The following is a 24,844-nucleotide window of genomic DNA, read 5'->3' as shown; positions in this document are numbered from 1 at the left end:
TACAAAATATGAAGCTATAAGACCTGTTTCAACAACTCCTTGATCTCGCTTAACATCATAGCCGTAGCGCCCCAAACGGTGTAACCATTTAAATTAAAGGCAGGTACATCAATGTTTATGGCATATGAAGTGCTCAGCTTTTTCATGAAAATTTTGGAATCGTCCATAAAATCAGTTACCGGAACCTCCACCAGGGCTTCTACTTCGGATTGTTGAGGGGCGAACAAAGGTTCCCTGTTTTGGTAAAGGCCTATATAAGGTTGCACTTCAAAATTGCTAGGAGGTATATAAACCTCGCTTAACGATCTTATAATCTCAATTTCAGTTGAGGGAATGCCTACCTCCTCATGGGTTTCCCTTAAGGCGGTTTCCCTTAAATCCGCATCGGTCCGCTCGGATTGGCCCCCGGGAAAACCCACTTGCCCCGAATGTACATCCTTGGGATGGGCCTTTCTTAAAATCAAGAGTAAGTGTGCCAAGGCGTTGATATCTGGATAGAACAAGGCCATTACAGCTGCCCTTTTAGGATTTTTCCCTTTTTGTCTTGCCTCCTGCATCAGCCTAATCCTTGTTTCAGGTGCCATTTTAAAATGGGATGCTTCACCCGGTAAGGGTAGATTTTTTATTTTTGAAAGCTGTTGGGAAAATAAATCGAAATCCATGCTACTGAAAAAAATCGCTTTGCATACAATAATACTACTATTTTTGGCTGGATGTGGGGATTCTCGGGCTAAAAAACAGACCGAACAGCAGGTAGAATCCATAGAAAAGGATACTACACAAACTGATTCCAAGGCATCCAAGGAGGAAGTGGAAAAATTTTTGCTGACCGAGGAAAATGCGATCGATTTTTTCTTTGAGTACCAAAAGGATCTAAAAGTGAATAAGGTAAAATTAACGACCAGTATGGGCAGTTTTACCGTACAGCTTTATGACAATGTACCCTATCACAAGGCCAATTTCATTTTTCTGGCCCGGAAGGGATATTTCGATGGTACCCAATTCCACCGCATCGTAAAAAACTTCATCATCCAAGGTGGCAATGCGGATGACAAGGCCACCCCGGAAAAACGACGGGAAATTGGGCGCTATCTCCTACCACCGGACACCCGTAAGGGATACAAGCATCATAGAGGTACGTTATCCATGCCCAGTAGCGAAATCAACAATCCACATATGTTGGCCTCGCCCTATGAGTTTTTTATCGTAGTTACCAATCCAGGCTCATACCATCTGGATGGCGAGTACACACCTTTTGGAAAAGTTATCCAGGGAATGGACGTGGTGGACAAAATAAACAAGGTTAGGGTAGGCAAAGGGGATTGGCCCTTTCAAAATGTGTATATAGAAAAGGCAGAGGTTTTAGAGTAGATACCAAATCCCAAAATCCAAATTCCAAAACTCAAACTTAGAACTTAACTTTCAATAACCAAACATGTCATGCTGAGCGAAGTCGAAGCACCAAATTCCAAACTCAAACTTCAAACTTCAAACTCAAATTACAAATTCCAAATTCCAAGGAAATAGTTTTCAGGAGGCAGAACAAGGACGAGTATTAAAATCACATATTTCAAAACACTGTTGTCCTGTAAAAGTTTTTTCAGGTGAGAATATTCCAATATTGGAAGGGTTTATCATAAAATATCCCGTTCCGGGGCTTGCTTATTGGGATATCCGGGCTACCTTCCATTTTCACGTTAAATCTAAATTATAACTATTTAATTTTCAAATGTTTAAAACAAATTCTTGCCTCTTAAGTCTATCAGCTCAGCGGTCTTTTGTCTTTAACCCGACAGTAATGATTTCAAAATAGACATTTATTTTTCAATAGTTAAGCTGCAAATTATCTTTTTGGATTTTGGTGCTTGTGATTTGGTATTTTACTTTTTACTCCCGTAGATGTTGGGCAAAGTAATTTTAAACCGTACGGCCAATAATCGGATAATGATGATGATAAGAATCGCCGCGATATAGGAAAAGGCCCCGTCCCAAGGCAACCGAATTAAAAGAAAATAGCTGATGCCTCCAAAAATGCATGCCGTAGCATAAATCTCTTTCCTAAAAATTACGGGGATTTCGTTACATAGGATATCACGTATCACTCCACCGAAAGAAGCCGTAATGGTCCCCAGGAAGATACACATAATGGGCATAAGATTGGCCGAAATTCCTTTCTCTATCCCAACCATTGTAAAAAGTCCGATTCCTATAGTATCGAAAAGAAAAAGGGTCTTCCTTAAATACTTCAATTGGTTTACAAAAAGAATGGCAAAAATTACGGATCCAGCAATGGTAATGACATAATCGGGATTGCGCATCCATACGACCGGGGTATCGCCAATAAGCACATCTCTTAGAGTCCCTCCTCCTACGGCGGTTACAAAGGCGATGATGAACACCCCGAACAAATCCAGTTTTTTTTCCATGGCCACCAATACCCCGGAAATTGCAAAAGCGATGGTACCCAGAATATCGATTATGTAATAGAACATTGGGCTATAGCTGTTGGGTATAGTAATTGTAATCCTTAATGGCAATATCCACGAATTCCATTGGCTTCAAATCCGTTACTATTTCGGCCACTTCCTTGATCTTATCACTAAGCGAAACTATAATTTGGTGATCACCGTTTATCCGCGCAGTGTCATAAAGCTCTTTTATGGTCTGCATTTCTCTATCCTTGAAAACGGTTACTTGTGGAAATTTTGGCACATAATCCTGGGGTAATTCGCGTAGAAGGGTGTCCTTTAGAAAAATCTTTTTACGTTCACTGATAACCGTTGTCCCTGCGGCAATATCTCCTACCCGTTGTCCCTTGCCTCGAATCAAAATGGTCAGTACCGCAACCCCTCCCGAACTCAGACTCACGTCGATTATCCGTAAGATCCACCGAACAAAATAACTGGCAAAATTGGGCTTTGATCCATCCAGTTTTACCACACGTATGTGCATTAGGTTCTTGCCCACTGTCTTTCCGTCCGTAAGGGTTTCCAAAAGAACATAATATAAAAAAGCGGGTAAGCTTAACAGGAGATATAGGGCCCACATATCGGCAAAATCAACGTCAAGGGCCAACAATAACCAAATCATTAGTATCGTATAGACCAATATCACAAAACTATCGATGATGTACGCCAGCATGCGGTCTCCGAGATGGGCCGTATTTTGATCGATACTTACATTTTGGGCTGTTTCTATTTGAAATTGTTCCATAGTTTCGTTTCTTTGAGGTAAACCCAAAGTTGATGCGCGAGGCGGCATTCGTAAAGCAAAATAAAGACAAATGGGCTGTTTTTGAAAATGCCTTGTCCAACAAAACGAAGATAGCGCCCGATGTATTGTCCGACCTCTACATTGAAATCACGGACCATCTTAGTTATGCCAAGACCTTTTATAGGGGAAGCAATACGGAATTCTATCTAAATTCCTTGGCATCCCAGGCACATCAAAAGATATACAGAACCAAAAAGGAGCCGAAAAATCGCATTGTCGAATTTTGGAAGACCGAGTTTCCCAAAATGTTCTATTACCATCATAGGGAATTGCTAATCGCATTTCTAGTTTTTTCCTTTTTTGTGGTGGTAGGCGCTTTTTCTTCTGCTAATGAAGGGGACTTTGTCCGATCCATTTTAGGGGACGGTTATGTGAACATGACCTTGGAAAATATCGAAAAGGGCGACCCAATGGCGGTCTACAAGGAAATGGGCGAATTCAACATGTTCTTGGGCATTACCCTTAACAATATCCGTGTGGCCCTACTGGCCTTTGCTTATGGGATTTTTCTTGGGGTAGGCACCTTGATCATTATGCTTCAGAATGGTATTATGCTCGGTAGTTTTCAATACTTTTTTTACGATAAGGGCCTACTATGGGAGTCTGCACGTACCATTTGGATTCATGGTACCATAGAGATTTCGGTCATTATCATAGCGGGATGCGCAGGCTTGGTTTTGGCCAATGGCATGTTGTTCCCGGGAACCTACACCCGACTGGAATCGTTTAAAAGGGGAGTAAGGAATGGCCTAAAAATTATGATCAGTACGGTGCCTTTCTTTATTATCGCTGGATTTCTGGAAGGATTCGTTACCCGACATACCGAAATGCCGGATCTACTTGCCGTTCTCATTATTGGTAGCTCATTGGCGTTGATCATATTCTATTACATTATTTATCCTAGACAAATTCATAAAAGGCTGTACCATGAAGGATGACTATATCGAGTTTAAAAAACAACGGGAACTTGGTGAGATTTTATCGGATACCTTGGCTTTTCTCCGTAGTCAATTTAAGCCTTTCTTTGCCACATATTTCAAAATAGTTGGGCCTTATTTGGTAGTAATGCTTATAGCCTCAGGGTTTTATCTCTATTCTTTTCAACCCCTTTTTAACATTGCCTCGGAAGCTTCCGATCAAATATTTAGCGGAGCCATAATGGTGTTATCCCTTTTTGTTTTTTTGATTTCCCTGGTACTGGTCTATTCCATTTCCCAATCCACGACCTTGCACTATATAAAGTCCTATGCCAATAGGAAGGGCAGTATTGATCTGATTGAGATTAAAAGGGAAGTCTATGCCACCTTATGGAGTTTTATTGGATTGGGGTTTTTGGTGGTACTGTCCATCATGGCCGGATTCATGGCGTGTATTATCCCGGGGGTCTACCTATACGTACCTTTGATACTTTCTTTTTCCGTATTGGTGTTTAACCAAAAAGGGGCTACCGAGGCTTATGGATATAGCTTTACCCTGGTCAAGGACGAGTGGTGGATCACCTTTGCTACACTACTGATCATTGGAATAATCGTTGGTATTGCCAGTTATGCCTTTAACATACCGGCCGCCATCTACAGCTGGATGAAAATGGGCATTTTCTCCGGGGAATTGGACGCCGAAAACATGACGGGCAATTTTGTGGATCCCATCTACATTTTGTTGAATATACTGGGTACTTTGGCCAGTCTTCTGCTCAACTTGATCTCCGTTATTGCCGCTGCCTTTGTTTATTTCAACTTAAACGAGAAGAAGAACTTTACCGGTACCTACGAGCGTATCCAGAACTTGGGCAAAACCCCTGAAAATTAGGTATGGGGAAACTTCTGCCTTCTTGCTGCCTTTTACTTCTAGGAATAATTTCGGCCCTGGGGCAAAAGGATTCTACAGGTATTGTTTTCGATAAAGGGCTGTTGGAAATCAAGGAAATCACGGATGAGGATTTACGGGTCTATAGGAACGACCCAGACTTCAACTATGAGATCGTAAAATCCGATCCTACTTGGTGGGACGGTCTAAAAGTATGGTTGGGCAATGTACTTCTCGATTTTTTCGAATGGCTCTTCGGTGTAGAAAAAGCAGCTGGTTTTTTGGCCGAATTTTTCAGCTGGATACCCTATATCCTTTTAGGCTTACTTCTTTTTTTGCTCGTTAAATTCTTTCTCAACGTCAATGCGAGGTCTATGCTCTATTCCAAAAAGAATCAATCCTTGGTAACACTTTCCGAGGAAGAGCATATCATCAAAAACGAGGACATCCAGCAATTGATACAAAATGCCCTACAACAAAAAGACTATCGTTTGGCGATACGATATTATTACCTCCATATTTTAAAAATGCTGAGTGAGGGGGAATTTATAGAATGGCAACTTCAAAAAACCAATGCGGACTACATTTCTGAAATCGAGGAACCGGAAATGAAACAGCCGTTTGATTACATTACACGACTGTACGATTACATCTGGTACGGAGGTTTCGATATCGACGAGGGTAAGTATACCCGACTCGAAACTACTTTTGCCTCCTTAAAGAAAAGAATACTGGAAAATGGGTAAAAAGGGGTTTGTATATATCGCCATCGCCGTATTCACCGTAGCTCTCTTAATGCTTATGCAATACAATAAGCCTAAGGAAATCAATTGGTTTCCTTCCTATGTTGAGCATCATAAAATACCCTATGGCACCTATGTATTGAACCAGGTCCTGATTAATTTTTTTGGGGACAAGGTCACACAGGTTCGCATACCTCCTTTTGAATTTTTAACTACCAATTCCGATGTAGAGGGCACCTACTTTTTTGTAAACGACCAAATCCAATTTGGGGAAACGGAATTGAACACACTTTTGGATTGGACGGCTCAGGGCAATAGCCTATTTATGGCCGCAAGGAGTTTTGAAGAACAGTTATTGGACACGTTACATATAGAAATTGGAACTCTATATGCCGGTCTTGGCGAAGACGGGCAACAATGGCACAAATTGGTCAATCCAAGCTTAAATCAAGGTTCCCCTTACCCTTTTAATAAGGACAGCTATGCTGCCTATTTTGAAGCTTTGGATACATTGAGCACCAAGGTTTTGGGAACGGTTGAAATCCCATCGAAAAGCGACAGTACCCAAACGGCACAATTTAATGTAATTAAACAAAAGTTTGGTCAGGGTGAAATCGTCCTCTCCCTGTTTCCCAAGGCATTTACCAATTATTTTATTTTAAAGGAGGGTAACAAGGAGTATGCGGCCGGACTGCTATCGTACCTAAACGGTTCGCAAACTATCTATATGGATAATCACCATAAGGCCGGGAAAGCGGTCTTTACCTCCCCTATGCACATTTTTTTGAGCGCCAAAGAACTAAAATGGGCCTATTATACAGTTTTGATAGGTGCCCTTTTTTATGTGGTTTTTGAAGGAAAAAGAAAACAGCGGGCCATACCCTTGATACGTCCCCTAAAAAACCAGACCTTGGTCTTTACCCGGACCATCGCGGATATGTACTTTGAAAAAGGGGAACGAAAACAAATAGCCGAGCATAAAATGGCCTACTTCATGGATTATCTCCGATCCCATTTTTATCTGGACACCCAAAACAGGGATGAAGGCTTTTATGCCAACCTTGCGTCCCGTAGTAACCATTCCCTGGAGGAAATAAAGAAACTGTTCAACTTTATGGAAAAACTAAAAGTCCGTACAGAAATCAGCGATATCGAACTTAAAAAATTGAACACCCAAATAGAAAAATTCAAAGCCAAAGCAAATGGAAGAAACTAACAATCCCGAAGAGGAACTTAGCTTTAACAGCCGCATTCCGTTGGAAGACTTAAAAAAAACAGTTGACGACATCAAAGCTGAACTTTCCAAGGTTATTATAGGGCAAAAGGATTTTATAGAACTTTTGATCGTGTCCCTTTTGGTGGATGGCCATGTGCTTATAGAAGGGGTTCCCGGAATTGCCAAAACCATTACCGCCAAACTTTTCGCCAAAACTTTAAAGACCGTTTTTAGTCGAATCCAATTCACCCCGGACCTTATGCCAAGCGACATTCTGGGGACATCCATCTTTAATGGTAAATCCTCTGCATTCGAGTTTAAGCAAGGGCCCATTTTTTCCAATATCATACTGATTGACGAAATTAATCGTGCACCTGCAAAGACCCAGGCTGCTTTGTTCGAGACCATGGAGGAACGTCAGGTGACTATGGATGGCACAACCTATACCATGGAGGCGCCCTTTATGGTCTTGGCTACCCAAAACCCTATTGAACAGGAAGGCACTTATGCATTGCCAGAAGCACAACTAGATCGATTTATCTTTAAGATAAAGGTGACTTACCCATCTCTTGAGGAAGAAATACAAATCATCCAGACCCATCATAACCGTAAAGGTTCAAGACCTCAAGAGATGATAAAACCTGTTATTACCCCTGAGCAATTGACGGATTATAAATCCAAGATCCAGGAAATTGTTGTGGAGGAAAAAATAGTCAAATACATCGCCGACATCATTACCAAAACACGAAACCATCCTCATTTGTATCTGGGTGGTTCTCCCCGAGCCTCCATTGCTACCTTAAATGCGGCCAAGGCCTTTGCAGCCATCAACGGACGGGATTTTGTTATTCCCGAAGATGTAAAAAGGGCCCTGGTTCCCGTATTGAATCATCGGATTATCCTAACTCCGGAACGGGAAATGGAAGGGATGACTACGGATAGCGTGATACACATGATTATGGAATCTGTTGAAATACCCAGATAAGCCGTGCATTTTTTAAGGTCCTTCTACATACATAACACATTTTTTAGATACCTTGCCCTATTAGCTGCATGTTTTGTATTATCATATTGGATACCCGGGATTTATCCTATTGTATGGCTACTTATATGGGTACTCTTGGGCCTCTTCCTGTTTGATATCTATCTGCTCTATTCCAATACAAAGGGTCTTGAGGCGCAGAGAAAGCTGCCCAAAAAACTATCCAATAGTGAATTAAATCCTCTTAGCATTCGGTTTGCCACACATTATCCTTTTAAAACCTATATATCCATTATTGATGAACTCCCTGTCCAATTTCAGAAAAGGGATTTTGTACATAAGACCTCTATCACAAAAGGGGAATGGAAAACATTTGAATATTCGGTTCGACCTATAGATCGCGGGGAGTATGTGTTCGGCCACCTGAATCTTTACGCTTCATCGCCCTTAAAAATGGTAAAGCGGCGCTTCGTCTTTCAAAAGGACCAGATGGTACCTGTATACCCAAGTATTATCCAAATGCAACGCTATGATTTTCTGGCTATAGACAACAAGCTGACGGAATTCGGTTTAAAAAAAATTCGCCGTATCGGCCATACCCAAGAGTTTGAGCAGATAAAGGAATATGTAAGGGGTGATGATTTTAGAACCCTAAATTGGAAGGCTACCGCCAAGCATAACCAGTTGATGGTAAATCAATATCAGGACGAAAAATCACAACCTATTTATTCCCTGATAGACACGGGGCGGGTAATGAAAATGCCCTTTAACGAATTGAAGTTACTGGACTATGCCATAAATGCAACCTTGGCCTTTTCCAATGTAGCCTTAAAAAGAAACGACAAAACGGGGATGCTTACTTTTTCCAAGAACATAGAATCCTTCGTCCCTGCGCTACAGAAGATTACCCATCTCAATACCATTCTGGAAAAACTATACAACATCACGACCGAATTTACCGATTCCGATTTTGGATTGCTTTATGCACATGTAAAACGAAAGGTGACCCATAGAAGTTTATTGCTCCTTTACACGAACTTTGAGCATATTTCCGCACTTAAGCGGCAATTACCCTTTCTTTTGGGCATGGCAAAACATCATGTATTGGTAGTGGTATTTTTTGAGAACACGGAACTGGAGGAACTTATAGCAACCGATGCTGAAGACCTGCAGGCCATTTACCATAAGACCATAGCCGAAAAGTTTTCCCTAGAAAAACGGCTAATGCAGAAGGAATTGCAACGGCATGGTATACAAACCATCCTGACCAAGCCCGAGGACCTCACCATTAATACCATCAACAAATATTTAGAAATAAAGGCGCGCGGTCTCTTATAGGTCGGTCTTTTAAAAGTTAGGGGGCACGGATTTGCAAAAGACAAAAGTTTGTTAATTCTAACAGAATTTATCAATCCTAAAGGACTAATGCCATGCAGACAATTTTAGGCTCTGGAGGGGCTATAGGTATGGAATTGGTCAAGGCACTTACCCGATACACCACCCACATACGATTGGTAAGCCGAAATGGTGGAAATGCTGTATCAATATGATAGAACCTATGTTTTTGATAGCAGCAAATTTGAAAAGCGATTTGACCTTGTCCCCACTCCATATCTAGAAAGCATTAGGAACATTGTTAAAATAGACCATGGCCAAAGCTAAAAACCGGAATTGTATGTTTATTCCGTGACCCTTGATCTAACGATGATAAGTGTTGATCCGGTTTGCCCTTCTTCCTAATTCTACCTCATAATCTTGGACATGGGCATTCTTTTCATCGAAAAATCCGAGGAATCATCCAAGGTATTGGTGATGGAAGTCCCCAGCGGTTTTTCGTAAACCGCTATCTTGGCTTGCCGTCTGGCCTTTCTTTTTTTTCCGGAAAATAACTCTATGGTAACACCCACGGAAATTCCACCTAGAACCGTTGCCGCAAGATCTCCGTTGTCCCATGAGTTGTTCTGCCGTTCATCCAAAGCTTCCTTGGCCGTCCCGGCCAAAAGACTGCCTGCCACTGCCCCGGTAAAGATCCAAAACCGATTTCCGTCGGAGAGTTCATCGGCAAGAATGGCTCCGCCTACACCGCATAAGGCCCCTACTCCAAAGTGCAATACCTTATCCTGTTCCAGTTGGGCGTTACATTGGCATGTAATAAGAATCAATATTAAAAAGATTACCGAACGCTTCATAATATTCAAAGTTAGCAATAGTTTTAATCGTATACTTCTCCGGCGGACAGATTTGCACTTGGCAATTTCGCATTTATTTGTCCATTGAACATAGGGTTTTAGGATCGTAATAGGAAAATGAGTAGCATATTTCTTCAAGTTTTTACGGTAGAAAACCCATAAAAAGGCTTTGCTTTGAAAACAATACATGGCAATGCAATTTTTCTTGAGCGGGAATTCCTTATTTTAGTCCGTCCAAACCATCTAATACCAAACATCCGTACGTAATGAAATGTAATCTCCCCTCCCGAATCTTTATATTCCTATTCATATCCCTGACCTTTTTTACATCTTGCAATACAAAGTCCAATAAACCAAAGGAAACGCCTTTGGTCGTTTTTGAGGATTCGTTACAGGAAATGGCCAAGGCCAAGGAAGCCAAAAATAATATAGCTCCCAGAATTGCCGATGGACTCGTGTTAAGTCTGTGGGCATCGGATTCCCTGGCCCCTGACCCCATTGCCATGGACATCGATGATTTCGGCAAGATTTATTTGACAAGTACCAATCGTCAAAAGAATTCTGAGTTCGATATACGAGGGCATCAAGATTGGATGACGGCATCCATTTCCTTGCAATCCGTTGAGGATAGACGAAAATTTTTGCGTTCCACTTTTGCCCCTGAAAAGAGTAAGGAGAACGAATGGTTTCCGGATTTGAACAACGACAGTATCCACGACTGGAAGGACTTGACCGTTGAAAAGGATGAAGTATGGATGCTGGAGGACACCAACAATAATGGTATCGCGGACAAGTCGACCCGGATTTTAGAAGATTTCAACGAAGAAATCACGGATGTGGCCGGAGCCTTATTGGTCCGGGATCAGGATATGTTCGTAGGTATAGGGCCCGACATGTGGCGACTTACCGATACCAACGAAGATCAAGTATTGGATGAAAAAACTTCAATAGCGCACGGATTTGCCGTGCATATCGGATTTGGTGCACATGGTATGTCCGGTGCCGTGGAGGGACCGGACGGAAAGATTTATTGGGGCATTGGGGATATCGGTGCCAGCATAACCACGGTGGATGGTAAAAAGCACCATTATCCCAATCAAGGTGTTATCGTCCGGAGCAATCCGGATGGAAGTGATTTTGAGGTATTTGCCCGGGGGTTACGAAATACACATGAATTTGTCTTCGATGCGTACGGAAATATTATTTCCTCGGATAACGATGGAGATCATGCCGGGGAGAGCGAGCGTTTGGTCCATATCGTAGAGGGATCCGATGCCGGGTGGCGTGCCAATTGGCAATACGGTAAATATACCGACCCCAAAAACAATGGTTACAAAGTTTGGATGGACGAAAAACTCTATATTCCGAGATGGGAAGGACAGGCGGCCTATATAATTCCTCCAATTGCCAACTTTCACAATGGCCCTACCGGAATGGCCTATAATCCCGGTACGGCCCTGGGCAGGGATTGGTTGAACCGTTTCTTTTTGGTCGAATTTGTAGGCGACCCCGGACGCTCCCACATCTGGTCTTTCGATTTAAACCCTAAAGGCGCTTCTTTTGAACTTCAATCGGATTTGGATGTTCTTAGTGGGGTGTTGCCTACCGCGATACAATTCGGGCCAGATGGGGCATTGTATCTGGCCGATTGGATCAACGGTTGGGGAATCAAAAATTATGGCCGTATCTGGAAATTGGATGTGGAAGAAGGAAAAAACGACCTAAGCCAGGAACGGAAAGAAACCCAACGCCTTATGACCTTGGATTATGAAGACCAATCCACGGAAGAGTTGGTGAACCTACTGTCCTATCCTGATATGCGTATACGTAAAAAGGCACAATTTCAGTTGGCCAAAAGTACCTTCTGGGGATATCGGGCATTAAAAGATGTGGTTAGGGAGAATACAAACCAGTTTGCACGTATCCATGCCATATGGGGTATTGGTCAAATCACCGCAAAAAATGTGGGCAAGGCAGAAGTTTTGTTGGAACTCCTATCCGACAAGGATCCGGAAATTATTGCCCAAGCGGTCAAGGTCTTGGGCGATGTAAAATATTCTGATGCTGGCCCTGCACTGATCCCATTGCTGAAGCACGAAAACGACAGGGTAAAATTCTTTGCCGCACAGGCCTTGGGCAGAATACAATATACGGAAGCGGTACAACCCTTGCTGGATATGGTATCGGCCAATGATGATAAGGATCTATATCTGAGGCATGCAGGCGTTTTGGCCCTGTCGCGTATTGGACAAGCCGAACCGATGCTCGATCTTTTGGACAATCCCAAAAAAAGCCTTCGTATTGCGGCCGTACTTGTTCTTAGAAGGTTGCAAGATGCGCGGGTATCTCAATTTTTAGAGGATACGGACGAATATATTGTTACCGAAGCGGCCCGTGCCATCAACGATGATTGGTCCATTGAAGAAGCGCTGCCGGATTTAGCAGAGACCCTTACCCAGGAACGGTTCTCCTCCGAGCCTTTGCTACGAAGAAGTATCAATGCGGCCCTACGTGTTGGCGGCGTAAAGGAATTGGATAACCTTATTGCCTTTGCCAAACGGCCAGAAGTCAGTAGTAATTTAAGAAGGGAAGCCTTGGAGGTCATTGGTTCCTGGGCATCCCCATCCGTTTTGGATCGTGTGGATGGTCGTTTTAGGGGCGAAATTACACGAGACCCCAATACGGTAAAGCAAAAGATCGAAAAGGACATCCCACTTTTTCTGAATGATACAGATCCGGCCATCCTCATTGGAGTCACCAAAGTTTTAGGTGCTCTGGGAATCGACTCCCACAATCCGGATTTGTACCGTCTAATGCGAAGACATTCGGATGCCGAGGTTCGGGCCGCCACTCTTGGGGCCCTGGCCCAATTGGACGGGACAAATATCCAACAGGCCATGGAAATGGGCATGAAGGATAAGAGTGAAAAAGTTAGATCCGTGGCTGTAGGGCTTATTGAAAAGTTGGACGTGAGCAAGGAGAAATTACCTAACATCGTGAATCCCATCTTTAAGAATGGATCTGTGCTTGAACAACAGGAAATGCTCGGGGTCTTGGGGGAACTGCCCTTGGGCAGGACGGAAAATGTACTACAAGGACTTATCCTAATGGCCGGCAATAATCAACTCTCCCAAGGGGTAATCCTAGACCTTATTGAAGCTGTGGAAGCTACCGGTTCCGAAAAATTAATTGCAAGACTTGACAAAGTAAAAAACAGCGGCAATACTATGGATTCCTACAAGGAAACCCTCTATGGTGGCAACTGGTGGCGGGGACGGACCGTCTTCACCAATAATCCTACTGCACAATGTGTACGATGCCATGCCGTTAATGGTGCCGGTGGACAGGTAGGTCCGCCATTGGATAACATTGGTGCAATACTAACCCGGGAGCAACTTCTGGAATCGCTCATAGAGCCAAGTGCCCGATTGGCGCCCGGTTATGGTAGCGTAAGGCTCACGTTGAAAGATGGTCAAAAGGTTACAGGAGTTCTTGAAGAAGAAACCAAGAAGGAACTTATACTCAGAACTTCCGATGCCGAACCCATGGAAATAGCCGTTTCAAGGATAAAAAAGAGGGAAAACATGCCTTCGGCGATGCCGCCTATGGGTCTGTTGATCAATAAGCGCGAGCTACGGGATCTTATGGAATTTCTGGCCAGCCTAAAGAACGAGTGACCTGGTAAATAGTATTCGGAACTATAGTGTTATAGTGTCCAGGAATTTTCGCCATTGTACGGAATGCAGCCCTTGTAGTCCCCGGGGATGGGGTCATATTGTAGATGGTTCTTTCCGATTTCCTCTGAGGTAAAATAACCTATCAATGTAAATTGCTTGACCCTTCGATAAAAATCGACCGGTTCCTGTTTGCCCAATGGGCTTCCCCAAACCGCGGGATTGAATGTATTGGTTTCGGCTTCCACCAGTTTTAGAACCTCTTTTCGTTCCTCGTTGCCCAAATCAAGAAACGATTTATCGAATTTCTCCTGGCAAATCGCTTCAAATCGATCATATCCCTTCCTAACATGTTCCTGGTCTTCCTGTGAAAGAGTTTTATCCAACATGAGGTCCACGAAGATATCGACCTTAAGATCCTTAGCTCCCGGGGTTTCCGTTCTAGGCAAGATCATTTCCGTAATTTCCGAAACAACGGCAGCTTGTTCCCCGCTAAAAAAGACGGGGCTCCAATCCAGGCGTTTTTGATTTTGGCAGGATTGCAAAAGGCCGGTCAAGGTAGAGCTACCTAGTGTAGCACCTATCAACAGTGCCGTATTTTTTATGGCTATTCTTCTGTCCATGTTTATATATTTTGTCTTTTTAACTCTTGTACGGCATGATCCGCGGCACGTGCCGTAAGTGCCATATAGGTCAGGGACGGATTAACACAGGAGGAGGAAGTCATACAGGCACCATCCGTTACAAACACATTTTTTGCGGCATGCACCTGATTGAAACGGTTCAATACGGAGGTCTTGGGATCCTTGCCCATTCGGGCAGTTCCCATTTCATGGATACCATGGCCCGGTGGACTTTCATTATCAAAGGGCAAAATATCCTTGAACCCCGATTTTTCCAGCATCTCCACGGCATCCGATTTAATTTGGTCGTTCATTCTAAGCTCGTTTTCCTTAAACTCACAATCGATATTTACAGTGGGTAGGCCCCATTTGTCCTTCAAATCGGTATTCAGCGTTACTTGGTTCTCATGATAGGGAAGGCATTCTGCAAATCCGGTAATGAAAAAGCCCCAAGGTCCGGGTTTAAAAAGTTTATCCTTGAAATCGCCTCCAAAATCATCTGAGTTGATTCCTGAACCCCAGTTGGATCGGCCCGCTCCGCCCTGATAGCCAAAACCACGAAGAAAACTGTCGGACTTGGTTTTTTCATCCAGGTTCACATAACGCGGTATATAGATCCCGTTGGGTCGGCGCCCCGAATAGTACTGATCTTCGAAACCTTCGATAGATCCCATGGCACCTACCTTATAGGTGTGGTCCATAAGATTGTGGCCCAGCTCACCACTATCGTTGCCCAGTCCATTGGGAAAACGATCGGATTTGGAATTCAATAAAATCTTGGTAGAACTTATGGCCGAGGCATTGCAGAAAATAATCTTGGCATGGTACTCCATCTCTTCCATGGTTTCGGAATCTACGATCCGCACCCCGGTAGCTTTTCCTTTTTGGTCATCATAAATAATGGAACTTACAATGGAATTGGGTCGCATGGTTAGGTTTCCGGTCTTTTCGGCGGCTGGTAGTGTTACCGCATTACTGCTAAAATAGGCTCCATAGGGGCAGCCTCTTGAACAACGGTTTCTAAACTGGCATTTTCCCCGTCCATTGAGAGGTTCCGTTAAGTGGGCACATCTACCAATGATGAGATGTCTTCCCTCAAATTTCTCTTCTATGTTCTTTTTGGCGTGTTTCTCAACACAATTGAGCTCCATGGGAGGTAAAAAGTGACTGTCCGGTAAATGAGGTAGACCTAAAGGCTCGCCACTGATTCCAGCAAATTTTTCGACATAGGTGTACCAAGGCTCTATATCCTTATAACGAATGGGCCAATCCACACCATGGCCATCTTTTGCATTGGCTTCAAAATCCAGGTCGCTCCATCGGTACGTTTGTTTGCCCCATGTCAAGGATCGACCCCCAACCTGATGTCCACGAATCCAGATAAACGGTTTTACCTCGGTGTAGGGATTCTCTTGATCGTTCGCAAAAAAATGCCCGGTGTCCTCACCTGCCCAGCCTACTCTCGAAACTGAACTGGCATGTTTCTGTTTTTCCTCGTAATCCAGTGCTCCCCTTAGCTCATAATCCCAAGGATCCTTAGTCATAGTGGGATAGTCCTGTACATGCTTTACCATCCTTCCCCGTTCCAAAACCAAGGTCTTCAAACCTTTTTCACACAATTCTTTTGCCGCCCAGCCTCCGCTAATACCTGATCCCACCACTATGGCATCATAGGTATGTTGTTGAACGGCCTTGCCATTAATATTTGCCATCAAGCTATTTTAGTTGATTGTTAATCTTCGTACAATATAATCAACATTATGTAAAAAAGTCTAAATACTTCCTGAAAGAAATGCGCTATGGTAAGAATCGACCGGCCCCTATCCCCTTTTTTGCTTCGAAGAACTCGCCCATCATTTCCTCTACAATGGTCGCCGCAGGCTTTATGGCATTGATTAAAGCAGATACCTGGCCAATTTCCAATTCGCCCTCTTCCAAGTTCCCTTCGAACATTCCTTTTTTGGCACGGCCACGGCCCAACAAGGCTCTTAGTTGCTCGGTGCTGTAGTCATCGGCATATGCCTTTTGTATATCGTTATAGAATTTGTTTTTCAACAATCGTACCGGAGCCAGTTCCTTTAAGGTGAGAACTGTATCGCCTTCTTGGGCCTTGAGTACCTCTTGTTTAAAAAGTTCATGGGAAGAAGCCTCTAAACTGGCTACAAATCGGCTACCGACCTGTACCCCGTCCGCGCCGAGTACCATGGCCGCCAACATGGCTTTGCCCGAAGCGATTCCTCCTGCAGCCAATAGGGGTATGTTAATCCTTTCTTTAACAGCTGGTATCAATACTAGGGTGGTAGTTTCGTCACGTCCATTGTGCCCCCCTGCCTCAAACCCTTCCGCCACGATAGCATCCACTCCCGCTTCCTGTGCCTTTAAGGCAAATTTTAAACTACTTACCACATGCACTACGATTATTCCCTTCTCTTTTAAATGAGACGTCCAAGTCTTGGGGTTTCCGGCAGAAGTAAATACGATTTTCACCCCCATTTCAACAATAATATCCATTATCTTATCAATGTCGGGATACAGCATGGGAACGTTTACCCCAAAAGGTTTTTCGGTGGCCTGTTTACATTTTTGGATATGCTCTCGCAGCACTTCCGGGTACATACTTCCCGAGCCTATAAGACCCAACCCGCCTGCGTTGGAGACAGCGGAGGCTAAACGCCATCCACTGGCCCAGACCATCCCTGCCTGAACGATAGGGTATTCTATTTGAAAGAGTTGTGTTATCCTGTTTTGCATAAACTATAGCGCCTGAAGTATTGCAAGTGCCAAGTTCAGGAAATCACCCCTGAGCCCAAAAGTTCGTCATCCCTGTACCAAGCTACGAATTGCCCTTCCGTAATGGCGGATTGTTTTTCTTCAAAATCAACATAAAGCCCACCTTCTATTTTGTACAAGGTCGCTTTTTGTAGGGGTTGGCGATAACGGATTCGGGCCATAACCTGCATCGTACCATCCACTTCCAAGGTCAAGTCCTGGCGTATCCAATGGATTTCATCATCCTTGACGAACAACGTTCTTCTGTACAATCCCGGATGTGATTTACCCTGCCCGGTATAGATGATGTTTTCCTCAACATCTGTTTCAATGACAAACAGGGGTTCCTTGGTACCCCCAACATCCAATCCCTTACGTTGCCCTTTGGTAAAGTAGTGTGCTCCCTGATGTTCACCTACCACCTTGCCATCTTTCAAACGATAACTAGGCTTTTCGGACATAAACTCCAATTCCTCTTCCTTTGTATCAAATTTCGGTTTTGAGCCCAAATACTGGGGAATGTTTGCCGGCACCTCTACAATGACACCTATTTTAGGCTTCAATTTTTGTTGTAAAAAATCGGGCAACCGTACCTTGCCGATAAAACAAAGTCCTTGGGAATCCTTTTTGTCCGCTGTTATCAAATTGTTCTCCGAAGCGATTTTTCGTACCTCCGGCTTGGTCAATTCCCCAATTGGAAAGAGTGTTCTGGACAATTGCTCTTGCGAAAGCTGACATAAAAAATAGGACTGGTCCTTATTATCATCCCTTCCGGCCAGAAGTCGATAGGTCTCTGTACCATCTCCATTTTCTATAACATCCTTTCTACAATAATGCCCAGTAGCTACATAATCGGCACCCAATTGAAGCGCGATTTTAAGAAAAACATCGAATTTGATTTCCCGGTTGCACAGTACGTCCGGATTGGGCGTACGTCCTTTTTCATATTCCCGGAACATGTAATCAACAATACGTTCCTTATATTCTGCGCTTAAATCAATGGTCTGAAACGGGATACCTAATTTTTCGGCAACGATAAGAGCATCATTACTATCTTCCAACCAGGGACACTCTTCGGATAGCGTCACGGAATCATCGTGCCAATTCTTCATAAAAAGTCCAATGACCTCATATCCTTGTTTCTTTAAAAGATAGGCCGCAACACTGGAATCCACCCCGCCAGAAAGTCCGATTACTACTTTTTTCATCTCCCTTGGTATAGCCCGTAAAATTACAAAAATACCCTGGTATAACAGGTAAAGCGATGCATTGAGACATTCATCGATTTTTGATATTGTTAAATTTTTAATAAAAAATTATAAACAAAAGCAACTTTTCTAATTGTGAGTCATCTTGCCTGTGGCTTGCCACAGATTCCTTCTTCTATATTATAAATCAATTAATTGAATCTATTTTTCGTTTGTTAAACATTTAATAAAGAATATATTTTGTTTAACTATTAATATATATTTGTTAAACATAAATTCCTAATAATCGATATCATGAAAAGAATCTTTAAAAATTTTACTTCCTCAATTTTAACCATGGCTTTGCTCCTAGTAGCTTCCTGTTCAGACGATGATAATGGGCCCACAACACCTCCGGAACAGCCCATGGATGAACTCAACATTGTAGAGACCGCCCAAGGAGAGGATTCCTTGAATAGCTTGGTTGCCGCCTTATTAAAAGCTGACGAAAGTACGGCCAATGATTTGGTAGCGGCCCTTAGTGACGAGAATAGCACGTTTACCGTTTTGGCTCCAAGCAATGACGCCTTTACCGACCTCTTAGCCCGTTTGGATGGCTTCGATTCCTTGGACGATTTCAATAGTGAACAACTTCAAAATTTATTGGCCACTATACTAACGTATCATGTAGTTTCGGGTGCAGCAGTAGCCTCAACGGATTTGACGGCAGACCAATCAGTTACTACTCTTGAAGGTGGGACCTTGACTGTAAGTCTGGACGGTGGGGTTTTCTTTACGGATGATGCTGGTGAAGCTGCCGAGGTAATTGGCGCAGATGTTATGACAGCCAATGGCATTGTACATATTATTGATAAAGTACTTTTGCCCCAAGCCGCGCTTGATGCACTTTCCGATATCTTATTGGTATCGATTACAGATTTGGCAATAGCCACTCCTAGCTTAAGCAACTTGGTAGCCGCGTTGCAAGCTGCCGATGGAGATTTGCCAACAGTATTGGCAGGAGACGGGCCATTTACGGTTTTCGCTCCAACCGATGGTGCCTTTACCGCCTTTTTGGAAGCGAACGACTTTGCCGATTTAGCGGCTGTACCCGTAGACGTTTTGACCCAAGTACTTCTGAACCACGTAGTAAGCGGAACCAATCTTTCCACCGACCTCAGTACGGGCTACATTTCTACCCTATCGACTGCCGGGGCCGGAGGAAACAACTTAAGTATGCTAGTTGATGTTGCGGACGTTGTTACCTTAAATGGTGTTTCCGAGGTAACGGCTCCAGATAACAAGGCAATCAACGGGGTGGTACATATCGTAAATGCCGTTATAGGACTTCCCAATATCGTTGATCACGCGGTGGCCAATTCGAATCTTTCCAGCTTGGTCGGGTTATTGACTGCGGATGACAATACCACTTTTACAGACCTGCTCTCAAGCACCGACACGGATTTTACGGTTTTTGCACCCCTAAATAGTGCCTTTGATGGATTCACTAGTGACAATGAAATTGACAATATTCTATCCAATCATGTGGTAGTAGGAACCGCAGCCCTTTCAGGTGACCTGGAAACAGGATATGACATTACTACAGCCGCCACCAATGCGGATGGCGATAATTTAAACCTATACATCAATACGGACGATGGGGTTCGGATAAACGGTGTAAGTAGTGTAGCGGCGGCGAATATTGTTGCTACAAATGGAATTATTCATGCCGTAGATGGGGTCATAGATATTCCTACGGTTGTGACCTTCGCCACCGCAAACCCGGATTTCTCTACCTTGGTTGCAGCTTTGACCGAACTTACCCCGGATACGGATTTTGTAGAAATATTATCAAGAACATCCGGTGGAAACGGCGATGGGATAGATCCTTCCTTTACCATATTCGCCCCGACCAATACGGCACTTGAGGCGCAGGATGCGATTCCTGATTTCTTTGAACTGGAAGCTGTATTGCTACACCACGTTGTGGCCGGAGCCAACATACGTTCGGAGGACCTTACACCGGATGGCACTACCCCTGCAACCACTTTGGAAGGTGATGGCATTACCATTACCCTACCCGGAACGGACAGCAACATTGCAGACCTTACCGACGGTAGTGGAAATTCGGACATTGGCATCATTGCCGTGGACGTACAGGCAGGTAACGGTGTAATCCATGTAGTGGATAAGGTTTTGGTACCCGATACTACCAACTAAGATTATCATCGAAGAATACTTATTATACATATAACACAGAGGCCGCAAAATTGCGGCCTCTGTCGTAAAATCGGTTTTGCAAATCGAAATACGCGGAAAAGTTTGAATTGGGGCCATATCTACTTCCCATTCCAGGCAAAAAGCAGATATTTGAACCGATTTTCAAGAATTTTGACACAATATTAATTCGAAGTACAGGATATTAAATTTTTCATAAAATACTACGTTTACTTGTTATAGCTACTAAAAATATTACGACTTTAACTTAAAATTCAAAATAATTGATTATGAAAAAGTATCTTATGTTATTCAAATTTTTGACGTTGGCCGTCATTTTGGTAGCCGTTAGCTCCTGTAATTCGGATGACAATGACGGTCCCGTTCGGCCTGCAGAGAATATTGCGCAACTGGCCGCAGCCACACCTGACCTTAGCATATTGGTAGAAGCATTGCAACGCACCAATCTAACTGACGACTTGGAGGCTAGTGGGCCGTTTACCGTGTTGGCTCCCAGTAATGCGGCCTTTACCACCTTTTTGGGACAGAATAATTTCACTTCCATTCAGGATGTTCCCGTGGATGCCCTGACCCAAATCTTATTGAACCATGTAATAGCGAGCGAGTTTAGCTCAAGTGATTTAACAGTGCTCCAACGAAATTATGCGGCAACTTTGGCCGAAGGCCCAACGGCAGGCTCTTTTCTATCACTCTATTTTGATGCTACCGATGGCGTAGAATTCAATGGAGTTTCCAGTGTGGTAAATGGCGGAGCTGACATTTTAGCATCGAATGGAACCGTACATATAGTCGATGCGGTAATCGATTTGCCTACAGTAGTCACTTTTGTTGGCGAAGACTTTAATTTTGAGCAGTTGACCACAGCCCTCACAACTGCAACTCCGGGAACTGATTTTGCCACAATCCTTTCAGGAGATGGGCCCTTTACAGTTTTTGCTCCTGTTGATCAGGCCTTTGACGAACTACTGGATTCAAATCCGGATTGGTCCTCGCTTTCCGATATTGACGAATCACTTCTAACAGCTGTGCTCCAACATCATGTGGCTCCTGGAAACAATAGAAGTGGTGGTCTTTCCGAAGGACTGAACCTAACAACCTTGGAAGGCGATGACATTACAATCTCTTTACAGGTAAACGCTCCTTTTATAGCTGCAATTACAGATGGGGCCGGAAACGATGATGTAAACATTGGCTTTGTGGATATCCAGGCAAGAAATGGTGTGATCCACCTCATTGACCAGGTTATGTTGCCGAATACGGAGAACTAAAGCTCCCACTTTCCAAAATTTTAAAGAACCGCCCTAGAGGCGGTTTCTTTTTGCCTTTATTTCCATATCCCAAGAAGATAGATTTGTTCCAAATTTGTTAAACTTTTTATAAAAAACATAGAACAAAAGCAACCATTTTAGTTTAAGGGTATCTTGTTAATGTTAAACAAATAAATGAAATGTTCAACATTTTGGACATGATTTAAACTTAAAAATCAACTTATTCATAGTGTTTTATGATATAAGATATGATTTTCTCTATTTGAACATATTAATTTTTTTGTTTAACAGATTAATTTTTAGAACAAACACTATTAACACTAAAAACAGGAGATTATGAGAAAATTATCCCACATGAAAAGCGTATTGCTTCTAAGTATTTTTTCCCTCTTCGTTTTGTCGTGTGACAACGACGATGACGATGACGGTAACCCGGCCAAGGCGGCCGAAAAAAGTATTGTTGAAACCGCACAGGATACCGATGCTTTGACCGATTTGGTAGCCGCCCTGACCAAAGCCGACGAAAGTGACGACTCCGACCTTGTTGGCACATTAAGCGGTGAAGGCCCATTTACCGTATTCGCTCCAACCAATGAAGCTTTTAAGGCGTTGTTCGAGGAACTGGACGATTATGATGGATTGGACGATTTTGATGACAACGAAGATAGAGCGGTATTGGCTACTATCTTACAGTACCATGTCATATCAGGTGTTGCCGCCGAATCCACAGATTTGGAAAATGAACAGGAATTGCCTACCGTGCAAGGTGGTAACTTAAAGGTAAAATTGGACAATGGAGTCTTTATCCAAGACGCAACGGATATCGATGCAGAAGTAATCATAGCCAATGTGGATGCAAGTAATGGTGTGGTACATGTCATTGACAAGGTATTGCTTCCGCAAGCAATTATTGATGCCTTGAACGATGATGGGGAAGAAGACAATTTGGTAGAACTTGTTGTTGCTACCGATGCGCTTTCCGTTCTGGAGGATGCGGTAATTAAAGCAGGGCTTACAGAGACTTTAAGTGGAGACGGTCCCTTTACGGTGTTCGCTCCTACTAACGATGCTTTCGTGGCTCTATTGGATGTTTTGGGTGATGATTACAATAGTTTGGAAGATTTTGATGAAGAGGCCGAGATTGCCCTATTGAAAGATATTCTCTTGTATCATGTGGTAGCCGATGAGGTATTGGCAGCAGAATTGGCGGAAGGAACTGTACCCACAGCACTCCCTGAGAATAACTTACATATCATTGCCTCTGGCGATACCTTTGTAATCGGGGATGCTTCGGATGTGGATGCGAACATTACCGGAACGGATATTTTGGCTTCCAATGGAGTTGCGCATACAATAGATAAAGTATTGCTACCTCAATCGGCCATTGATTTTGTGATGTCCTTGAAGCTCAAGACCATTGTTGATTTAGCTGTTGAAACAGACGACTTAAAACTATTGGTAGATGCATTGGTACAGGCTGATGCCGGTTTGGTAGAAGTATTAAGTGGTGAAGGTCCCTTTACGGTATTTGCCCCAACAAACGAAGCCTTCGCAGCCTTGTTGGATGCCCTGGGGGATGACTACCATAGCTTGGCCGATTTTGATACCGATGAAGAAAAAGCCCTATTGGTAAAGGTATTGACCTATCATGTTGTGGCCGGAACCGCTGCCTTCTCTTCCGGGTTGATGGACGGGCAGCAGATTACTACGGAGCAAGGAGAGGATGTTACCATAAAGATAAATGGCGGGGTCTTCATAAAAGATGCAACGGATATGAAAGCAGAGGTCATTGGCCCCGATGTTGAGGCCAGTAATGGAGTGGTGCATGTAATCAACAAGGTATTGTTGCCTCAGGAAGTCTTGGATTTGTTAACCGCCATGACCTTAAAGACCATTGTTGAAATTGCTGTGGAAACGGATGATTTGGATCTATTGGTCGAGGCTTTGATTCAGGCCAACGCCGGTTTGGTTGAAGTGCTTGGTGGAACAGGGCCATTTACGGTCTTTGCTCCAAACAATCATGCTTTTGTGGCCTTGTTGGACGCCCTAGGCGATGATTACCATAGCTTGGCCGATTTTGATACCGATGAGGAAAAAGCCCTATTGGTAAAGGTATTGACCTACCACGTTGTGGCCGGAACCGCTGCCTTCTCTTCCGGGTTAATGGATGGGCAGCAGATTACTACGGAGCAAGGAGAGGACGTTACCATAAAGATAAATGGCGGGGTCTTCATAAAGGATGCAACGGACATGAAAGCAGAGGTTATTGGCCCTGACGTTGAGGCCAGCAATGGAGTGGTACATATTATAAACAAGGTATTGTTGCCCCAAGAGGTTTTGGATATCCTAAATCCGCCTACACCCAATATTGTACAATTGGCTCAGTCCGTTGATGATTTAAGTCTATTGGTAGAAGCACTGATTCAGGCAGATGCCGGTTTGGTAGATGTGCTAAGCGGGGATGGCCCCTTTACGGTATTCGCTCCCACAAATAAGGCTTTTGCAGACTTATTGGATGTCTTGGGAGATGATTACCATAGCCTTGCCGATTTCGATACCCAAGCAGAAAAGGATTTATTGGCGGCAGTTTTGACGTATCATGTAGTGTCTGGTGCAGCGGTAGAATCTTCTTCGCTTACCAACCATCAGGAAATTGGTACCGTCCAAGGGGAGTCTTTATTTGCCATTGTCCATGGACATGATATTGACATTCGTGACAAAACGGATACGGATGCCAATGTAATAGGTCCGGATCAAATGGCCAGTAACGGTATTGTTCACCTTATTGACAAAGTACTATTGCCCCAAGCCGTTCTGGATGCGTTGAATCCTCCAAGCCATTAAAAAGTTGGTTAGTTTGTTGATAAATTTTGGTT

The 24,844-nt window shown here is 43.5% G+C and carries 19 protein-coding genes; 11 read left to right on the top strand and 8 right to left on the bottom strand.

From position 1 onward, the window contains the following. Positions 1 to 14: 14 nt before the first annotated feature. A complete protein-coding gene (locus ACO06Y_RS12065) occupies positions 15 to 662 on the bottom strand; it encodes an NUDIX hydrolase (protein WP_422084079.1) in 648 nt (215 codons plus the stop codon). On the opposite strand from ACO06Y_RS12065, the gene ACO06Y_RS12060 reads away from it, so the two are divergent. Next, the gene (locus ACO06Y_RS12060) at positions 661 to 1,371 is read left to right on the top strand and encodes a peptidylprolyl isomerase (protein ID WP_422084078.1); all 711 of its coding nucleotides are present in this window, start codon (positions 661 to 663) and stop codon (positions 1,369 to 1,371) included. The two genes, ACO06Y_RS12065 and ACO06Y_RS12060, sit on opposite strands and share 2 nt — an antisense overlap. 509 nt (positions 1,372 to 1,880) lie before the next feature. On the opposite strand, the gene ACO06Y_RS12055 is transcribed toward ACO06Y_RS12060, so the two are convergent. Next, positions 1,881 to 2,492: a trimeric intracellular cation channel family protein gene (locus ACO06Y_RS12055; RefSeq protein ID WP_422084077.1), complete on the bottom strand. Its 612-nt coding sequence runs from the start codon at positions 2,490 to 2,492 to the stop codon at positions 1,881 to 1,883. A 4-nt stretch (positions 2,493 to 2,496) separates the two neighbouring features. Then, positions 2,497 to 3,213 carry an RDD family protein gene (locus tag ACO06Y_RS12050; RefSeq protein ID WP_422084076.1) on the bottom strand — a complete coding sequence of 239 codons (717 nt, stop codon included), beginning with the start codon at positions 3,211 to 3,213 and terminating at the stop codon, positions 2,497 to 2,499. A 32-nt stretch (positions 3,214 to 3,245) separates the two neighbouring features. Between ACO06Y_RS12050 and ACO06Y_RS12045 the strand changes: the two genes are divergently transcribed. From ACO06Y_RS12045 to ACO06Y_RS12020, 6 genes are read left to right on the top strand one after another with little or no spacing between them, the layout of a single operon-like run. Further along, positions 3,246 to 4,211: a stage II sporulation protein M gene (locus ACO06Y_RS12045; RefSeq protein ID WP_422084075.1), complete on the top strand. Its 966-nt coding sequence runs from the start codon at positions 3,246 to 3,248 to the stop codon at positions 4,209 to 4,211. Then, positions 4,201 to 5,082: a hypothetical protein gene (locus tag ACO06Y_RS12040; protein WP_422084074.1), complete on the top strand. Its 882-nt coding sequence runs from the start codon at positions 4,201 to 4,203 to the stop codon at positions 5,080 to 5,082. Before ACO06Y_RS12045 ends, ACO06Y_RS12040 begins: the two co-directional genes overlap by 11 nt. Before the next feature lie 2 nt (positions 5,083 to 5,084). After that, a complete protein-coding gene (locus tag ACO06Y_RS12035; RefSeq protein WP_422084073.1) occupies positions 5,085 to 5,825 on the top strand; it encodes a DUF4129 domain-containing protein in 741 nt (246 codons plus the stop codon). Next, positions 5,818 to 7,038, top strand: a complete 1,221-nt coding sequence (locus ACO06Y_RS12030) for a DUF4350 domain-containing protein (RefSeq protein WP_422084072.1) — start codon at positions 5,818 to 5,820, stop codon at positions 7,036 to 7,038. The genes ACO06Y_RS12035 and ACO06Y_RS12030 overlap by 8 nt, the downstream gene beginning before the upstream one ends. Then, complete coding sequence (locus ACO06Y_RS12025; protein WP_422084071.1) at positions 7,025 to 8,023, top strand: AAA family ATPase; 999 nt, start codon at positions 7,025 to 7,027, stop codon at positions 8,021 to 8,023. The genes ACO06Y_RS12030 and ACO06Y_RS12025 overlap by 14 nt, the downstream gene beginning before the upstream one ends. Before the next feature lie 3 nt (positions 8,024 to 8,026). After that, positions 8,027 to 9,358: a DUF58 domain-containing protein gene (locus tag ACO06Y_RS12020; RefSeq protein WP_422084070.1), complete on the top strand. Its 1,332-nt coding sequence runs from the start codon at positions 8,027 to 8,029 to the stop codon at positions 9,356 to 9,358. Between the two features lie 404 nt (positions 9,359 to 9,762). Here ACO06Y_RS12020 and ACO06Y_RS12015 read toward each other — a convergent pair whose 3' ends face one another. Beyond that, positions 9,763 to 10,209: a hypothetical protein gene (locus ACO06Y_RS12015; RefSeq protein ID WP_422084069.1), complete on the bottom strand. Its 447-nt coding sequence runs from the start codon at positions 10,207 to 10,209 to the stop codon at positions 9,763 to 9,765. Between the two features lie 266 nt (positions 10,210 to 10,475). On the opposite strand from ACO06Y_RS12015, the gene ACO06Y_RS12010 reads away from it, so the two are divergent. Next, positions 10,476 to 13,886, top strand: a complete 3,411-nt coding sequence (locus tag ACO06Y_RS12010) for a HEAT repeat domain-containing protein (protein ID WP_422084068.1) — start codon at positions 10,476 to 10,478, stop codon at positions 13,884 to 13,886. A 29-nt stretch (positions 13,887 to 13,915) separates the two neighbouring features. On the opposite strand, the gene ACO06Y_RS12005 is transcribed toward ACO06Y_RS12010, so the two are convergent. The 4 genes from ACO06Y_RS12005 to mnmA all read right to left on the bottom strand — a co-directional run bounded on the left by ACO06Y_RS12005 (position 13,916) and on the right by mnmA (position 18,483). After that, positions 13,916 to 14,506, bottom strand: a complete 591-nt coding sequence (locus tag ACO06Y_RS12005; RefSeq protein WP_422084067.1) for a gluconate 2-dehydrogenase subunit 3 family protein — start codon at positions 14,504 to 14,506, stop codon at positions 13,916 to 13,918. A 2-nt stretch (positions 14,507 to 14,508) separates the two neighbouring features. Further along, positions 14,509 to 16,218, bottom strand: coding sequence for a GMC oxidoreductase (locus ACO06Y_RS12000; RefSeq protein WP_422084066.1), 1,710 nt, complete (start codon positions 16,216 to 16,218; stop codon positions 14,509 to 14,511). A gap of 85 nt (positions 16,219 to 16,303) precedes the next feature. Further along, positions 16,304 to 17,257, bottom strand: a complete 954-nt coding sequence (locus tag ACO06Y_RS11995) for an NAD(P)H-dependent flavin oxidoreductase (RefSeq protein WP_422084065.1) — start codon at positions 17,255 to 17,257, stop codon at positions 16,304 to 16,306. 35 nt (positions 17,258 to 17,292) lie between these two features. Next, entirely contained in the window at positions 17,293 to 18,483 is a 1,191-nt protein-coding gene (gene mnmA / locus ACO06Y_RS11990; RefSeq protein ID WP_422084064.1) for a tRNA 2-thiouridine(34) synthase MnmA, read from the bottom strand. 294 nt (positions 18,484 to 18,777) lie between these two features. Between mnmA and ACO06Y_RS11985 the strand changes: the two genes are divergently transcribed. The 3 genes from ACO06Y_RS11985 (at position 18,778) to ACO06Y_RS11975 (ending at position 24,812) form a co-directional block, all read left to right on the top strand. Beyond that, on the top strand, positions 18,778 to 20,682 hold the full coding sequence (locus tag ACO06Y_RS11985; RefSeq protein ID WP_422084063.1) for a fasciclin domain-containing protein: 1,905 nt from the start codon (positions 18,778 to 18,780) through the stop codon (positions 20,680 to 20,682). Positions 20,683 to 20,969: 287 nt separating this feature from the next. Continuing rightward, positions 20,970 to 21,968 (top strand): fasciclin domain-containing protein, encoded by a 999-nt coding sequence (locus tag ACO06Y_RS11980; protein ID WP_422084062.1) that lies wholly within the window; start codon positions 20,970 to 20,972, stop codon positions 21,966 to 21,968. Between the two features lie 336 nt (positions 21,969 to 22,304). Then, entirely contained in the window at positions 22,305 to 24,812 is a 2,508-nt protein-coding gene (locus ACO06Y_RS11975) for a fasciclin domain-containing protein (RefSeq protein WP_422084061.1), read from the top strand. Positions 24,813 to 24,844 lie beyond the last annotated feature (32 nt).

Origin of the sequence: Ulvibacterium sp. (genome assembly GCF_965228935.1) — a bacterium.
GTDB lineage: Bacteria > Bacteroidota > Bacteroidia > Flavobacteriales > Flavobacteriaceae > Ulvibacterium.
This window is presented reverse-complemented; position numbering and strand designations above follow the sequence as displayed.

What these genes read in the sequence shown, in the direction of transcription:
- ACO06Y_RS12060 (WP_422084078.1), top strand. Translation starts at nt 661, where the DNA reads ATGCTACTGAAAAAAATCGCTTTGCATACAATAATACTACTATTTTTG.
- ACO06Y_RS12005 (WP_422084067.1), bottom strand. Translation starts at nt 14,506, where the DNA reads ATGGACAGAAGAATAGCCATAAAAAATACGGCACTGTTGATAGGTGCT.
- ACO06Y_RS12040 (WP_422084074.1), top strand. Translation starts at nt 4,201, where the DNA reads ATGAAGGATGACTATATCGAGTTTAAAAAACAACGGGAACTTGGTGAG.
- ACO06Y_RS12025 (WP_422084071.1), top strand. Translation starts at nt 7,025, where the DNA reads ATGGAAGAAACTAACAATCCCGAAGAGGAACTTAGCTTTAACAGCCGC.
- ACO06Y_RS12000 (WP_422084066.1), bottom strand. Translation starts at nt 16,218, where the DNA reads ATGGCAAATATTAATGGCAAGGCCGTTCAACAACATACCTATGATGCC.
- ACO06Y_RS11975 (WP_422084061.1), top strand. Translation starts at nt 22,305, where the DNA reads ATGAGAAAATTATCCCACATGAAAAGCGTATTGCTTCTAAGTATTTTT.
- mnmA (WP_422084064.1), bottom strand. Translation starts at nt 18,483, where the DNA reads ATGAAAAAAGTAGTAATCGGACTTTCTGGCGGGGTGGATTCCAGTGTT.
- ACO06Y_RS11995 (WP_422084065.1), bottom strand. Translation starts at nt 17,257, where the DNA reads ATGCAAAACAGGATAACACAACTCTTTCAAATAGAATACCCTATCGTT.
- ACO06Y_RS12055 (WP_422084077.1), bottom strand. Translation starts at nt 2,492, where the DNA reads ATGTTCTATTACATAATCGATATTCTGGGTACCATCGCTTTTGCAATT.
- ACO06Y_RS12010 (WP_422084068.1), top strand. Translation starts at nt 10,476, where the DNA reads ATGAAATGTAATCTCCCCTCCCGAATCTTTATATTCCTATTCATATCC.
- ACO06Y_RS12035 (WP_422084073.1), top strand. Translation starts at nt 5,085, where the DNA reads ATGGGGAAACTTCTGCCTTCTTGCTGCCTTTTACTTCTAGGAATAATT.
- ACO06Y_RS11985 (WP_422084063.1), top strand. Translation starts at nt 18,778, where the DNA reads ATGAAAAGAATCTTTAAAAATTTTACTTCCTCAATTTTAACCATGGCT.
- ACO06Y_RS12050 (WP_422084076.1), bottom strand. Translation starts at nt 3,213, where the DNA reads ATGGAACAATTTCAAATAGAAACAGCCCAAAATGTAAGTATCGATCAA.
- ACO06Y_RS12015 (WP_422084069.1), bottom strand. Translation starts at nt 10,209, where the DNA reads ATGAAGCGTTCGGTAATCTTTTTAATATTGATTCTTATTACATGCCAA.
- ACO06Y_RS12045 (WP_422084075.1), top strand. Translation starts at nt 3,246, where the DNA reads ATGCGCGAGGCGGCATTCGTAAAGCAAAATAAAGACAAATGGGCTGTT.
- ACO06Y_RS11980 (WP_422084062.1), top strand. Translation starts at nt 20,970, where the DNA reads ATGAAAAAGTATCTTATGTTATTCAAATTTTTGACGTTGGCCGTCATT.
- ACO06Y_RS12065 (WP_422084079.1), bottom strand. Translation starts at nt 662, where the DNA reads ATGGATTTCGATTTATTTTCCCAACAGCTTTCAAAAATAAAAAATCTA.
- ACO06Y_RS12030 (WP_422084072.1), top strand. Translation starts at nt 5,818, where the DNA reads ATGGGTAAAAAGGGGTTTGTATATATCGCCATCGCCGTATTCACCGTA.